Origin of the sequence: Amycolatopsis coloradensis (assembly GCF_037997115.1) — a bacterium.
Lineage (GTDB): Bacteria > Actinomycetota > Actinomycetes > Mycobacteriales > Pseudonocardiaceae > Amycolatopsis > Amycolatopsis coloradensis_A.
Genome location: NZ_CP150484.1, coordinates 5,484,844 through 5,497,514 on the forward strand (window position 1 = coordinate 5,484,844; position 12,671 = coordinate 5,497,514).

13 protein-coding genes and 1 pseudogene are annotated in these 12,671 nt (G+C 69.3%); 5 read left to right on the forward strand and 9 right to left on the reverse strand.

Annotated elements, in window-relative coordinates:
• Window positions 1–9: 9 nt before the first annotated feature.
• Window positions 10–1,812, reverse strand: a complete 1,803-nt coding sequence (gene arc, locus LCL61_RS25725; RefSeq protein ID WP_340682096.1) for a proteasome ATPase — start codon at window positions 1,810–1,812, stop codon at window positions 10–12.
• Between the two features lie 362 nt (window positions 1,813–2,174).
• Between arc and LCL61_RS25730 the strand changes: the two genes are divergently transcribed.
• The 4 genes from LCL61_RS25730 (at window position 2,175) to LCL61_RS25745 (ending at window position 5,550) form a co-directional block, all read left to right on the forward strand.
• A complete protein-coding gene (locus LCL61_RS25730; protein WP_340682097.1) occupies window positions 2,175–2,996 on the forward strand; it encodes a hypothetical protein in 822 nt (273 codons plus the stop codon).
• 7 nt (window positions 2,997–3,003) lie between these two features.
• Complete coding sequence (locus LCL61_RS25735; protein ID WP_340682098.1) at window positions 3,004–3,459, forward strand: hypothetical protein; 456 nt, start codon at window positions 3,004–3,006, stop codon at window positions 3,457–3,459.
• 221 nt (window positions 3,460–3,680) lie between these two features.
• A complete protein-coding gene (locus tag LCL61_RS25740) occupies window positions 3,681–4,466 on the forward strand; it encodes a thioesterase family protein (RefSeq protein WP_340682099.1) in 786 nt (261 codons plus the stop codon).
• A 148-nt stretch (window positions 4,467–4,614) separates the two neighbouring features.
• Window positions 4,615–5,550, forward strand: a complete 936-nt coding sequence (locus tag LCL61_RS25745) for a ParA family protein (RefSeq protein ID WP_034306615.1) — start codon at window positions 4,615–4,617, stop codon at window positions 5,548–5,550.
• A gap of 72 nt (window positions 5,551–5,622) precedes the next feature.
• Here the strand turns inward: LCL61_RS25745 and hisG are convergent, their stop codons facing one another.
• The 5 genes from hisG to LCL61_RS25770 all read right to left on the reverse strand — a co-directional run bounded on the left by hisG (window position 5,623) and on the right by LCL61_RS25770 (window position 9,544).
• Complete coding sequence (gene hisG, locus LCL61_RS25750) at window positions 5,623–6,468, reverse strand: ATP phosphoribosyltransferase (protein WP_340682100.1); 846 nt, start codon at window positions 6,466–6,468, stop codon at window positions 5,623–5,625.
• A gap of 32 nt (window positions 6,469–6,500) precedes the next feature.
• The gene (locus tag LCL61_RS25755; RefSeq protein ID WP_034306611.1) at window positions 6,501–6,764 is read right to left on the reverse strand and encodes a phosphoribosyl-ATP diphosphatase; all 264 of its coding nucleotides are present in this window, start codon (window positions 6,762–6,764) and stop codon (window positions 6,501–6,503) included.
• 72 nt (window positions 6,765–6,836) lie between these two features.
• Window positions 6,837–7,328 (reverse strand): methylated-DNA--[protein]-cysteine S-methyltransferase, encoded by a 492-nt coding sequence (locus tag LCL61_RS25760; protein WP_340682101.1) that lies wholly within the window; start codon window positions 7,326–7,328, stop codon window positions 6,837–6,839.
• 15 nt (window positions 7,329–7,343) lie between these two features.
• Window positions 7,344–8,807 (reverse strand): AlkA N-terminal domain-containing protein, encoded by a 1,464-nt coding sequence (locus tag LCL61_RS25765; protein ID WP_340682102.1) that lies wholly within the window; start codon window positions 8,805–8,807, stop codon window positions 7,344–7,346.
• Between the two features lie 56 nt (window positions 8,808–8,863).
• On the reverse strand, window positions 8,864–9,544 hold the full coding sequence (locus LCL61_RS25770; protein ID WP_340682103.1) for an HAD family phosphatase: 681 nt from the start codon (window positions 9,542–9,544) through the stop codon (window positions 8,864–8,866).
• Between the two features lie 178 nt (window positions 9,545–9,722).
• Between LCL61_RS25770 and LCL61_RS25775 the strand changes: the two genes are divergently transcribed.
• On the forward strand, window positions 9,723–10,622 hold the full coding sequence (locus tag LCL61_RS25775) for a PAC2 family protein (protein WP_126732014.1): 900 nt from the start codon (window positions 9,723–9,725) through the stop codon (window positions 10,620–10,622).
• A 110-nt stretch (window positions 10,623–10,732) separates the two neighbouring features.
• Here the strand turns inward: LCL61_RS25775 and LCL61_RS25780 are convergent.
• From LCL61_RS25780 to LCL61_RS25790, 3 genes and pseudogenes are all read right to left on the reverse strand, one after another.
• Window positions 10,733–10,834 (reverse strand): annotated as a pseudogene (locus LCL61_RS25780) (metallophosphoesterase); the annotation flags it as partial.
• A 15-nt stretch (window positions 10,835–10,849) separates the two neighbouring features.
• Window positions 10,850–12,094: an MFS transporter gene (locus LCL61_RS25785; RefSeq protein ID WP_340682104.1), complete on the reverse strand. Its 1,245-nt coding sequence runs from the start codon at window positions 12,092–12,094 to the stop codon at window positions 10,850–10,852.
• A complete protein-coding gene (locus tag LCL61_RS25790) occupies window positions 12,091–12,669 on the reverse strand; it encodes a helix-turn-helix domain-containing protein (RefSeq protein WP_340682105.1) in 579 nt (192 codons plus the stop codon). Before LCL61_RS25790 ends, LCL61_RS25785 begins: the two co-directional genes overlap by 4 nt.
• Window positions 12,670–12,671: the final 2 nt, after the last annotated feature.

The window sequence follows — 12,671 nt, forward strand, 5'->3', positions numbered from 1 at the left end:
CGGCTTGTCCTACAGGTACTGACCGGTGTTCGTGGCGGTGTCGATCGCGCGCCCCGAATCCTGGTTCTTGCCGGTGACGAGCGTGCGGATGTAGACGATCCGCTCGCCCTTCTTGCCGGAGATCCGGGCCCAGTCGTCCGGGTTGGTGGTGTTGGGCAGGTCCTCGTTCTCCGCGAACTCGTCGACGATCGCGTCCAGCAGGTGCTGCACGCGCAAACCGGGCTGCTGGGTCTCCAGCACCGACTTGATCGCCGACTTCTTCGCCCGGTCCACGATGTTCTGGATCATCGCGCCCGAGTTGAAGTCGCGGAAGTACAGGACTTCCTTGTCACCGTTGGCGTAGGTGACCTCGAGGAACCGGTTCTCGTCCGTCTCCTCGTACATCCGCTCGACCGTGTGCTGGATCATCGCGTCGAACGTCGCCCTGCGGTCCCCGCCGAACTCGGCGAGGTCGTCCGCGTGGATCGGCAGGCCATCGGACAGGTACTTGGAGAAGATGTCCTTCGCGCCTTCGGCGTCCGGACGCTCGATCTTGATCTTGACGTCGAGCCGGCCCGGCCGCAGGATCGCCGGGTCGATCATGTCCTCACGGTTGGAGGCGCCGATGACGATGACGTTCTCCAGGCCTTCCACACCGTCGATCTCCGAAAGCAGCTGCGGGACGATCGTGGTCTCCACGTCGGAGGACACGCCCGAACCGCGGGTGCGGAAGATCGAGTCCATCTCGTCGAAGAACACGATCACCGGGGTGCCTTCGGAGGCCTTTTCCCGAGCTCGCTGGAAGATCAGGCGGATATGCCGCTCGGTCTCCCCGACGAACTTGTTCAGCAGTTCCGGACCCTTGATGTTCAGGAAGTAGGACTTCCCGTCCGCCGAGTCGCCGCGGGCTTCCGCGACCTTCTTGGCGAGCGAGTTGGCCACCGCCTTGGCGATGAGGGTCTTACCGCAGCCAGGAGGCCCGTAGAGCAGCACGCCCTTCGGCGGACGCAACTGGTACTCCTGGTACAGATCCGCGTGCAGGAACGGAAGCTCGACGGCGTCGCGGATCTGCTCGATCTGCCGGGTGAGGCCACCGATGTCCTCGTACCGGACGTCGGGCACCTCCTCCAGCACGAGATCCTCGACCTCCGCCTTCGGCACGCGCTCGTAGGCGTACCCGGCTTTCGAGTCCACCAGTAGGGAATCGCCCGGTTTGAGGGGCTGTTCGGCCAGCGGATCGGAGAGCAGGACGACCCGCTCCTCGTCCGCGTGCCCGACCACGAGCGCACGGGGGCTGCCGCCCTCGACGTCCGGGGCCAGCACCTCGCGCAGCGCGCAGACCTCGCCGATCCGCTCGAAGTCACCGCCTTCGACGACGGTGAGCGCCTCGTTGAGCCGCAACGCCTGTCCGCGCTGAAGCGACGAGACCTCGACCGCGGGTGAGACCGAAACCCGCATCTTGCGGCCCGCGGTGAACACGTCCACCGTGTTGTCCTCGTACGCGGTGACGAACACGCCGTAACCGCTCGGAGGCTGGGCCAGCCTGTCGACCTCCTCCCGCAACGCGAGCAACTGACCACGCGCCTCGCGGAGCGTCTCGACCAGTTTCGTGTTGCGTTCAGTGAGTTGGCTCACTCGTTCCGACGCCTCGGCGAGTCGCTGCTCCAGCACTCGGTTCTGACGTGGGGAATCGGTGAGCTTCCGGCGCAGCAGGGCGACTTCCTCCTCGAGGAAGCGGACTTGACGTGCCTGCTCGTCGGACGTGGTTCCAGCTCCGGTCGTTTCTGAAGGGTCGGCCTCCTCGCGCCGACCTCCGGGAAGGTCATGATGCATCGGGCACCTCCTCGGAGTGCTTTTCATTCCACGGTACCGGCGATCACCGACAATAAAAGGCCTTTCCGCATCACAAGATCGGCGCGTCGCGTTCCGGACGACCCTGCAGCACGTACCTTCGCGACGCGCAAGGGGCCATCCCGGTGCCGGGTCCGGCACACTCATGGTCACAATCCGTCCACCTGGCCTGACCTGCGACGGAATACCCGGCTCCGTCCGGGTGCAAACGGGTTTCCGGTCTCAGTTCGGCCCTAATCGAGCGGCGATCCGGCTCGATGGCTAGCATCGGGCGACGTTCGCCGGGGAGGCGGACCCGCAGGTCATGTTGAGCATTTTCGCAGAACAGCTAGGGGGCACCAGCCATGACTTACCCGCCGCAGCAGCCCGGCGGCTACGGACAAGATCCGTACGGCCAGCAGGGCGGGTACCCGCAGAGCGGCCCCCAGCCGCAACAGGGATACCCCGGTGGCGGCCAGTACGGACAGGACCCGTACGGCCAGCAACAAGGCGGCTACCCGCAGAGCGGTCCTCAGCCCCAGCAGGGATACCCCGGCGGCACGCAGCAGTTCGGCCAGCCGGACCCGTACGGGCAGCAGGGCGGCTACAACGCCTACCCGCAGGAAGGCGGGTTCGGCGGCGGAGAGCCACCCAAGAAAAAGAAGACCGGCTTGATCGTCGGCATCGCGATCGGCGCGGTCCTGCTGGTCGGTGGCGGTGTCACCGCACTGGTCATCGCGCTGAACTCCGGCGACGACAACCCGACCGCCGCGCCGCCTTCCAGCAGCGCCGCCCCGTCGGAAGCCCCGTCCTCGTCGTCGCAGAAGCCGAGCTCGACCCGCACCAGGTCCAGCTCGCCGAGCACGTCGTCGACCAAGAGCTCTGGTCCGGCGCCCGGCGGTAAGGCCACGCCGCAGGAGGTCTTCGAAAGCGCCGCGACCTCCTACAGCGCGGGTGACAAGAAGACGTTCCTCGATCTGATCTGCCGTAGCGAGAACACCAAGGACGAGGGCAAGCCGCTCGACCCCATCAAGCTCGAGATCACCGAGCCCGCCAAGGAAAGCGGCGACCGGGCGACCGGCCGTTACCGCGCCACCCAGGGCACCAAGATGGCGGAAGGCACCATCACGGCGGCCAAGGAGTCGGACCTGTGGTGTCTCAAGGACATCAAGGCCGACAAGAAGTGACCTGTCCGTGACGGTGAGCCACAAGCTGATCGTCGTGGCGGTGGTTTGTGGCGCGGTCGTGGCCGGGGTCGTGGTGGGGTTGCTCCTGGTGGCCCCCTCCGGCTCCGACCCGGCCGCGTCGAGCACCGGCGCGCCCACTCCACCGCCGGTGTCGTCCCGTCCGGTTCCGGTGGATCCGGACGTGGCCGCGGTCGAGGTGGTCGGCAAGGCGATCGCCGCGGCCATCGTCAACCACGACGCGACGGCGTTCGGGAAACTCACCTGCGTCCAGCAGTCGTCGGCCGATCTGGCCGAGCTCGGCCGGAAATGGGCGGCGGCGGGCAAGGTGACGGCGACCGTCCCGGATCCGCCGGTGGTCAGCGGCGACTCCGCCACGGTGACCGTCCACGTCGAAGGCGTGGGCGGTCAGAAGGACACGCCGTTCCCGCTCAAGAAGCACGACGGCAAGTGGTGCGTGCCCTGACGTCGTGAGTGGCGTTTCGGGTCAGAACCCGAAACGCCAGGCATCTGGACGTCGAGCAGCGCGACGTCCNGGCGGTGTCACCTCGTACGCCTACGACGCCGCCGGTCAACTCGCTTCGCGGACGTCAGGGGTCGTACTCGGGTGAACCGCCCGTGCCGCCAGGGGCCGCCTGGGCGCGGAGACCGCGAACGGACTCGCCGGACACGGCCTAAAGTGCCCTTGTGACAGAAGCCTTCTACGTGCCGTCAGGTGACGGCGTCTTCCTCCCGACCCCGCACACCGCCGGCCCTTGGACGCCGGACGCGCAGCACTTCGGGCCGCCCTCGGCGTTGCTGGTCCGCGCGCTCGAAGAGGTCGAGGCGCCGCACGCGAGCCAGCTGGCACGGGTGACGGTCGAGATCCTCGGGCCGGCGCCGTTGAAGGAGCTTTCGGTGCGGGCGTGGGTGGAGCGGCCGGGCCGCTCGGTCGAGTGGCTGGTGGCCGAACTCTCCCACGGTGAGCGGGTCGTCGCCCGTGCGTCGGCGTGGCGTATCGCGACCTCGGACACCACGGCGGTGGCCACCGCGGAAGGTCCGGCCCTGCCTTCGCCGGAGGGGCTGCCGACGTCCTCCTGGCCGGAGGGCTGGCACGGCGGGTACCTCGACGCCGTCGAGTGGCGGCGGGTCAAGGGCGCGCTCGACGCGGCTGGACCGGCGACCGTCTGGGGCCGCCAGCGCGTCGCCCTCGTCGACGGGGAGAAGCCCAGCCCGCTGCAGCGGCTGTTCGTCCTCGCGGACTCCGGCAACGGGATCTCGAACTTCCTCGACCCGCGTGAGTGGTGGTTCATCAACTCGGAGCTGACGGTGCACCTCCGCCGCCCGCCGCTGGGCGACTGGATCGGCGTCGACGCGGCCACCCTGGTCGGCCCGAACGGGATCGGGACGGCGACCACCACGCTGCACGACGCCTCGGGCCCGGTCGCCTCCGGAGCCCAGGCCCTCCTGGTGCGACCGCGACAGGCGGGCTGACCTGGCAGCCGCACCGCCCTGACCAGCTGCACCGCAGTCGCGCGCCCTCTTCCGATGGCGCGCGCCCAAAACACCATCGGATAGACGCGCTTTCTCGGCGGGTTTCCAATAGCCTTCCCGGAACAACAGACACAGGGAGCGCTTCGGCATGCAGATCACCTCGGTGGTCAACCAGAAAGGCGGGGTCGGCAAGACCTCACTCAGCGTGGGCGCGGCGGCCGCACTGGCCGAACGCGGCCGCCGGGTGCTGCTGATCGACCTCGACCCCCAGGGCCACGCGACCACCGAACTCCTCGGGCTCGACGAGGTGGCGCATGACATGCCCAGCCTGGCGAAAGCCCTGACCAAGGTATGGAAGGGGCCGATCGAGGAACTCGCCGTGCGGCATCCGCGCAGCAACCTCGGCCGGGGCGGCGCGTTCGACGTCATCCCGACCTCGCCGGGCATGTTCGACCTGATCCGGCGGCTGGATCAGTTCCGCGTACCCGGCTGGCAGCTGGCCAGGGTCATCCAGTTCGCGAACTACGACCACATCATCATCGACTGCCCGCCCGCGCTCGACGTCCTGACCAACAACGCGCTCGCCGCTTCGCACGGGATTCTCGTGCCGGTGCAACCGGACCGGACGAGCATCCGCGCGCTGCGCCTGCTCGCGGACCAGGTGCGTTACGTCGAACAGACCGTCGGCCGTCCGCCGATCGCCTACTACGGCCTCGTCCCCGGTCTGTACCGCCGCCCGATCTCGCACTACGCGGCGGCGGCATTGCAGGAGTTGTACGCGTTCGGGATCCCTATGCTGTCGCACGTCCCGCTCGGCGTCGTGATGAACGAGGCAGCCGCGCACGGCGTACCGGTGACGACCTACGCGCCGGAAACCTTGCAGGCGCTGTCGTTCCGGGAGATCGCGGCGACGCTGGACGGCTACCTCCAGAACCATCCGGCCGCGGCGATCGTGCCCGCGGACGAGGAGTTCGTCTTCGAGGACTTCATCACCGAGGTGTCGGTGACCCGCAGTGCGAAGGACAACGGGGCACGCAAGAAGCTCTACGACCTCATGCCCAAGAAGCCGAACCGGCCCCGCTGACCAACGCCATGAAAGGTCCTTTCCTTGCAAATTTCGCAAGAAAAGGACCTTTCATGGCGTCTGTGACCGGGGTCAGAGGCGGCAGGCCCGGATGTCCGAAGCCAGGACGGCCTTGGCGCCGGTCTCGGCGAGTTCGTCCATGATCCGGTTGACCTCCTTGCGCGGCACCATCGCCCGCACGGCCACCCAGTCTTCGTCCGCCAGCGGCGCGACGGTCGGGGACTCGAGACCCGGCGTGATCGCGATGGCCTCGTCGAGCAGCGAACGCGGGCAGTCGTAGTCCAGCATCATGTAGTGCTGCGCGAAGACGACTCCCTGCAGCCGTGCCTTCAGCTGGTCCTTCGGCCGAGTGTGCTCGGTGCCGGCCCGCTGCAGCAACACCGCCTCCGACACGCAGATCGGATCCCCGAAGGCCACGAGGTTGTGCTGGCGCAGCGAACGTCCGGACTCGACGACGTCCGCGATGGCGTCGGCGACGCCGAGCTGGATCGAGATCTCGACGGCGCCGTCGAGGCGGATGACCTCCGCCTCCACCCCGTGCTGCTTCAGGTTCTCGCGCACGAGGCGCGGATACGACGTCGCGAGCCGCTTGCCCTGCAGGTCTTCGGCCTTCCACTCCCGGCCCGCGGGTGCGGCGTACCGGAAGGTGGAACCGCCGAAGCCGAGGCCGAGGATCTCCTCGACCGGGGCGCCGGAGTCGAGCGCGAGGTCGCGGCCGGTGATGCCGAGATCCAGCTCGCCGGACCCGACGTAGATCGCGATGTCCTTGGGACGCAAGAAGAAGAACTCGACCTCGTTGACGGTGTCCAGCACGGTCAGGTCGCGGGCCTCATGTCGCCTGCGGTAGCCGGCCTCTCCGAGCATCTCCGACGCGGCGGCGGCGAGGGCTCCCTTGTTCGGCACGGCGACACGCAGCATTGCTTCTCCTTGGTTCTCCGGACGCGAACGCGTCACAGGTACCGGTACACGTCCTCTGTCGACAGTCCTCGGCCGAGCATGAGCACCTGCACGCGGTACAGCAGCTGTGAGATCTCCTCGGCGAGCCTGTCGTCGGATTCGTGCTCGGCGGCGATCCACACCTCACCCGCCTCTTCGAGCACTTTCTTGCCCTGCGCGTGCACTCCCGCGTCGAGCGCGGCGACGGTGCCGGAACCGTCGGGCCGTGTGCGGGCGCGGTCGGCAAGCTCGGCGAACAGCTCATCGAAGGTCTTCACAGTCTGGAGATCCTTCCATCCGCGCCCGCGCCGCGCTGCCCCGGGCCGGTGTGGTGCCGGTCGCGTCACACTTCAGAACAGCGCCGCGCCGCCCCGCTCGAAGTCGAGCAGGTGCCGCTTCCGTTCGACGCCACCGCCGTATCCGGTGAGATCGCCGTTGGAACCGATCACCCGATGGCACGGCACGATGATGCTGATCGGGTTCTTCCCGTTCGCGAGACCGACCGCGCGCGACGCGGTGGGCCTGCCGAGCCGGTCGGCGAGCTGACCGTAGGAGACCGTCTCGCCATACGGGATCCCGAGCAGCCCTTCCCAGACCATCCGCTGGAATTCGGTGCCCCCGAAGCTCAGCGGGAGATCGAATTCCTTCCGCTGGCCGGCGAAGTACTCCTTCAGCTGTTTTTCGGTGTCCACGAAGATCGGCGAGCCCGGATCCGGATGGCCGAACGTCTCCTCGGCCGGGCGATGCCGCTGCTGGACCATGTACACCCCGCAGAGGCTTTCGCCGTCCGCGACCAGGGTCAGCTTGTCGTACGGGCTGTCGATGACGGTGTGCGTGCGCATGGCGCTCCTCGAAATTCAGGCGGCGGGCAGCCGGTTGATCGGGTGATCTCCGGTCGCCCAGAGGTGTTGGACGGCGTAGGCACGCCACGGGCGCCAGCGTTCGGCGTGCGCGGCGAACGCGGCCGAGCCGAGCCCGAGACCCTTCGCGGCGACCTTGACGCCGAGGTCGGTCGGCAGGAAGGCGTCCGGATCGCCGAGCGAGCGCATCGCGATGCTCTCGACGGTCCACGGGCCGAAACCGGGCAGCGCGTGCAGCCGCTCGCGGGCTCGCTGCCAGTCACTTCCCGCGCCGAGGTCGAGGTCGCCGTCGTTCAGTTCGGCCACGAGACCGAGCAGGGTCCGCTTGCGGCTCTGCGGCATCGCGAGGCTCTCCGGGTCGATGTCCGCCAGCGCGGCGGCGTCCGGGAAGACATGTGTGAGGCCGCCGTCCGGGTCGTCGACGGGGGCACCGTGCGCGAGGACCAGCCGGGCCGCGTGGGTGCGGGCCGCGGCGGTGGACACCTGCTGGCCCAGGACGGCGCGGACGGCGAACTCGTCCCCGTCGACCGTCCTCGGCACCCGCCTGCCCGGCGCGGCGGCAACGAGTGGCTCGAGCAGCGGGTCCGCCGCCAGCGCCTCGTCGACCGCGATCGGGTCGGCGTCGAGGTCGAGCAGGCGGCGGCAACGGCTGATCGCGGTCGAGAGGTCTCGCAGGTCCGAGAGTGTGAGACGGCAGCCGATGTAGCCGTCCTCCGGTTTGAGCGCGACGATGGCGGGACCGTGCGGGAGCCGCAGCGTCCGGCGGTACGCGCCGTCGCGCCATTCTTCGACGCCGGGGACGCCTGTCGCGACCAGATGCCCGAAGAGGTTGTCCGGGAACAACGGCTTCCGGTACGGCAAGCGCAGGCCCAGCGTTCCGGGTGCGGTGGCCGGCGCCGTCCGGACGCGAGCCCGCAGCTCCGTCGGGGACAGGGCGAAGACCTCGCGCACCGTGTCGTTGAAGGTCCGGACGCTGCCGAAGCCCGCGGCGAGGGCGACGTCGATCATCGACAGGCCGGTCGTCTCGATCAGCAGCCGTGCCGTCTGCGCCCGCTGCGCGCGGGCGAGGCTGAGCGGGCCGGCACCGAGTTCGGCGCGCACATGCCGCTCCACCTGCCGGACGCTGTAGCCCAGCCGGGCGGCCAGCCCGCTCACGCCGTGGGTGTCGACGACGCCGTCGGCGATCAGCCGCATCGCCCTGGCCACCAGGTCCGCGCGCTCGTTCCACTGCGGCGAACCCGGGCTCGCGTCCGGACGGCATCGCTTGCAGGCGCGGAACCCGGCCTCCTGCGCGGCGGCCGCGCTCGGGTAGAAGCTCATGTTCTCCGGTTTGGGCGGGACGACCGGGCAACTCGCCCGGCAGTAGATCCGCGTCGTCAGCACCGCGGTGAAGAACCAGCCGTCGAACCGGGCGTCCTTCGACTGGACCGCCCGGACGCAGCGCTCGAAATCCTCATGCACCCGGCAAGCATCACCGACCGCACGGGGCGGGGTCTAGCGAAAATGCGACATGGCGGTCAAGGCAGGAGCGCGGTCAGCGCCGGCACGTCGAGACCCACCAGCGACGTGCGGAACACGCGCCGTTCACCCGGTTCGACCTCGACGTCGTTCGGGATCACCACCACCGTGCAGCCCGCGGCGGCCGCCGAAGCCGCGCCCGGCGGGGAATCCTCGATCGCGACACACCGGGAAGCCGGGACTCCCAGCAACCCCGCGGCCAGCTGGTACGGCCTGGCGTTCGGCTTGTTCAGACCATCGACCTCGTCGCCGCAGACCGTGGCGGCGAAGTACTCACGGCCGATCGTGTTGAGCGCCAGTTCGGTCAGCGACCGTTCGGTGGAGGTGACCAGCGCCATCGGGACACCGTTGGCGCGCAACAGTTCGAGCAGCTCCTGCGCGCCGGGGCGCCACGGGAGCGGGCCGTCGAACAGGTTGGCCGTGCGGCGGCGGATCCACTCCCCCATCTCCGCGATCGACTCGGGCGTGACGGGCCTGGCGCACACTTCGAGGAGGAAGGCGGCCGTGTCGTCCATATTGGACCCGACGAGACTCAGGCGCTGCTCCTCGGCCAGGGTGCAGCCGAGACTTTCGACGGCCTCGTAGAGCGCGACATCCCACAGCTTCTCCGAGTCGACCAGCGTGCCGTCCATATCCCACAGCACGGCGGCGAGTCCGTCCAGTGTGGACGGTTCGGTCACGGTTCCCCCTCATGATCGGATGGACCTTCCGGGACCCACGGTAGCCGAGACGGATTCACGTCGGCGGCGAGGCCGCTGCCCGAAATGTCGCGTTACGTCGGCTCCGCACGGTTCGGCCCGGCGAAACGCCACCGGACATGCCCAACGCCGCACGGCCGCCTGGTCGTAGGCTGGTCCGGTGAGTGAGCCCGTCGACGAGACCCAGCGGCCCGGCCGCGACCACCCGGATGACAGCAAGCCGATCATGATCGTCGCCTTCGAAGGATGGAACGACGCAGGTGACGCGGCCAGCCGGGCGGTCGAGCATCTTCAGCTCAACTGGGATGCGACACCGCTGAGCGAGCTGAGTCCTGACGAGTACTACGACTTCCAGGTCAGCAGACCGACCGTACGCATGGTGGACGGCGTCACCCGAAGGGTCGACTGGCCGACCACGCGGCTCTCGGTGTGCCGCCCGGAGGGCTTCAGCCGCGACATCGTGCTGGTCCAGGGCCCCGAACCGAATATGCGCTGGCGCGCCTTCTGCGCCGAACTGCTGGAGCACATCCAGCAACTGGAAGTCGCCACGGTAGTCACCCTCGGCGCGCTCCTGGCCGACACCGCGCACACCCGCCCTGTCCCGGTCACCGGGACGGCGTACGACAAGGACACCGCTTCGCAGTTCGGCCTGGAGCTGAACAACTACCAGGGGCCGACCGGCATCGTCGGGGTCCTGCAGGACTACTGCGTGCAGGCGGGCGTCCCGGCGGTGTCGATCTGGGCGGCCGTGCCGCACTACGTCTCGCATCCGCCGTCGCCCAAGGCCACGCTGGCGCTGCTGCACAAGCTCGAGGACGTCCTCGACGTCGAGATCCCGCTCGGCGCCCTGCCCGAGCAGGCCGAGGAGTGGCAGCGGACGGTCACCGAGATGGCCGAGGAGGACGAGGAGATCAGCGAGTACGTCCGGGGGCTCGAGGAGCGCGGTGACGCGGAGACCGAGTTCACGCTGGACGACGTGAGCGGGGACAAGATCGCGGCCGAGTTCGAGCGGTACCTGCGGCGGCGCCGTCCCGGCCAGGACGGTCCCGGACGCGGCTGAACTCCCGGCCTCAGGCCGGCAATCGCCACACTCGCCCCACAGGCACCAGCAGCCACAACAGCTGCGCGTGAAGACCCCCTTCCCTCGGCTGAGCCGAGGGAAGATCGGAAGAGCACANAGTCGTCGGGGGTCCTGGGGACGACCTCGTCGACGAGCGGGGCGTTGCCCTCATGGGTGACGTGGAGGTCGCTGGTGGCGAAGAGATGCGGCACTCCACCACCGTAGCTTCACCCGGACCGGGGAACCGCCGGAATCGGGTCACGGCGCAGCCTGCCCGACGCCGACACGCCCAGCACGACCAACGCCGAGACGGTGTGCAGGCCCGCCTGGACGTTCAGCAGGACGCCGGTGCCCAGCACGTCGAGCAGGACGCCCGTCAGCAACGCACCCAGTGCCGTGAACCCCGCCGTCCCGGCGAAGACGGTGCTCAGGACGCGGCCGGAGCGCTCGGGGGACGCGGCGGTCTGGACCAGCGAGAGCAGACCGGAGCCTGCGAGCACTCCGGGGGCCCCGACCAGGCCGAAGAGTCCGATGAAGACCCCCAGCGGCAGCGACACCGTGAGGGCCGGAAGGTTCCAGATCACCGCCGACAGCAGGCCGAGCGCCAGACCGCCCCAGCCGAGCAGGGCCACGGGCGCGACCTTGCGGGCGATGGTGGCGACGGCGAATCCCGCGGCCAGCCCGCCGAGGGCCTGCACGCCGCGCAGCAGGCCGACATCGCCTTCGGTGCCGTCGAGGATGTCGAGCACGAAGACCACGAACAGCACCAGGAACATCCCCTGCGCCAGGGACGTCAGCACCACTACGACACCGGCGAGGCGAAGGCGCCCTTCGCGGGCGATCTCGCGAAGCCCGTCGATCCAGGCTCGCACCACCGGTTCGTGCGGTCCGGCCGCTTTCGGCGCGGCGACACGGGCAAACGGACGCGCCAGCAGGGCCGAGCCGATCACGAGCACACCGAGATAGGCCACCACGACCCAGCCAAGGCCGCCGAATCCGAGCAGGAGACCACCCGCCCAGCCGCCGGCGAGACGAGCGACGCTGCCGTTGATGCTCATCAGGCCGTTGGCACCGATCAACTCGCCGGGGGCGACCAGTTCGGGCACGAGCGCGTTGCGGGCGGGTTCGAACAACGAGGCCAGACCCGCCTGCGCGGCCATCACCCCGTAGATCACGAACACCGGGCCACCGGACGCGACGAACAGCAGCGGCAGCGCCACGAACGCCTGTCCCGCGCACACCACGCACAGCACCAGCCGCCGATTCCACCGGTCCGCGATCACGCCGGCGACCGGGCTCAGCAGCACCGCGGGCACCAGGCCGAGGACGATGCTCAACGCCGTGGTGGCCGCCGAACCGGTCGCCTGGAAGACGAACACCGGCAACGCGATCTGCAGCATCCACTCGGCGGTCTCGGAGAAGAAGGCCGCGATCCACAACCGCGCGAAGGCGGGTTCTCTCAACGGTTTCATCTGCTCGGCTTCCCCTCGGCGTCGATGCGGAGGAACGCCCGAAGTCCCAAGTGGACCGGCCAGGCCCCTGCAGGGGCGTCTTCGCGAATCGCGCCGACGTAGGGCCGCACGAGCGCGTCGATTTCCCGGACCAGCTCTTCCAGCTCCGCCGCGGTCACCCGCAGCGAATAGTTGTTGATCCCCGACGCGTCCCGCCACTCCTTGTCGAGCCGGTCGGCGGCGTCGAGATAGCGCTCGGTCAGCTTCTTCTCCCGCGCGAGGGTGGTGCCCACGACCGCAAGCTGCGCCCCATGCAGCTCAGGGTCGTCACCGAACTCGATGCCGACCTGACACGCCCGCCACGGCCGCTCCCGCGCGTCCTCCCCCTCGACCCGCTCCACGAGACCGTGCTGCGCCAGCTGACGGAGATGCCAGCTGCAGTTCGAGGCCGTCGAGCCGACGGCCGCAGCGCACTCGCTCGCGGTCCGCGGACCGACCGCCATGAGGTGGTCCACCAGCGCCGAACGCAGCGGATGCGCCAGCGCCCGCATCAGCTCGACGTCTTCGATCCGCTTGCGCGGCGGCAACCCGGCCATCG

Coding starts and splice junctions, on each gene's coding strand:
- arc (WP_340682096.1), bottom strand. CDS start 1,812: ATGCATCATGACCTTCCCGGAGGTCGGCGCGAGGAGGCCGACCCTTCA.
- LCL61_RS25730 (WP_340682097.1), top strand. CDS start 2,175: ATGACTTACCCGCCGCAGCAGCCCGGCGGCTACGGACAAGATCCGTAC.
- LCL61_RS25745 (WP_034306615.1), top strand. CDS start 4,615: ATGCAGATCACCTCGGTGGTCAACCAGAAAGGCGGGGTCGGCAAGACC.
- hisG (WP_340682100.1), bottom strand. CDS start 6,468: ATGCTGCGTGTCGCCGTGCCGAACAAGGGAGCCCTCGCCGCCGCCGCG.
- LCL61_RS25760 (WP_340682101.1), bottom strand. CDS start 7,328: ATGCGCACGCACACCGTCATCGACAGCCCGTACGACAAGCTGACCCTG.
- LCL61_RS25785 (WP_340682104.1), bottom strand. CDS start 12,094: ATGAAACCGTTGAGAGAACCCGCCTTCGCGCGGTTGTGGATCGCGGCC.
- LCL61_RS25790 (WP_340682105.1), bottom strand. CDS start 12,669: ATGGCCGGGTTGCCGCCGCGCAAGCGGATCGAAGACGTCGAGCTGATG.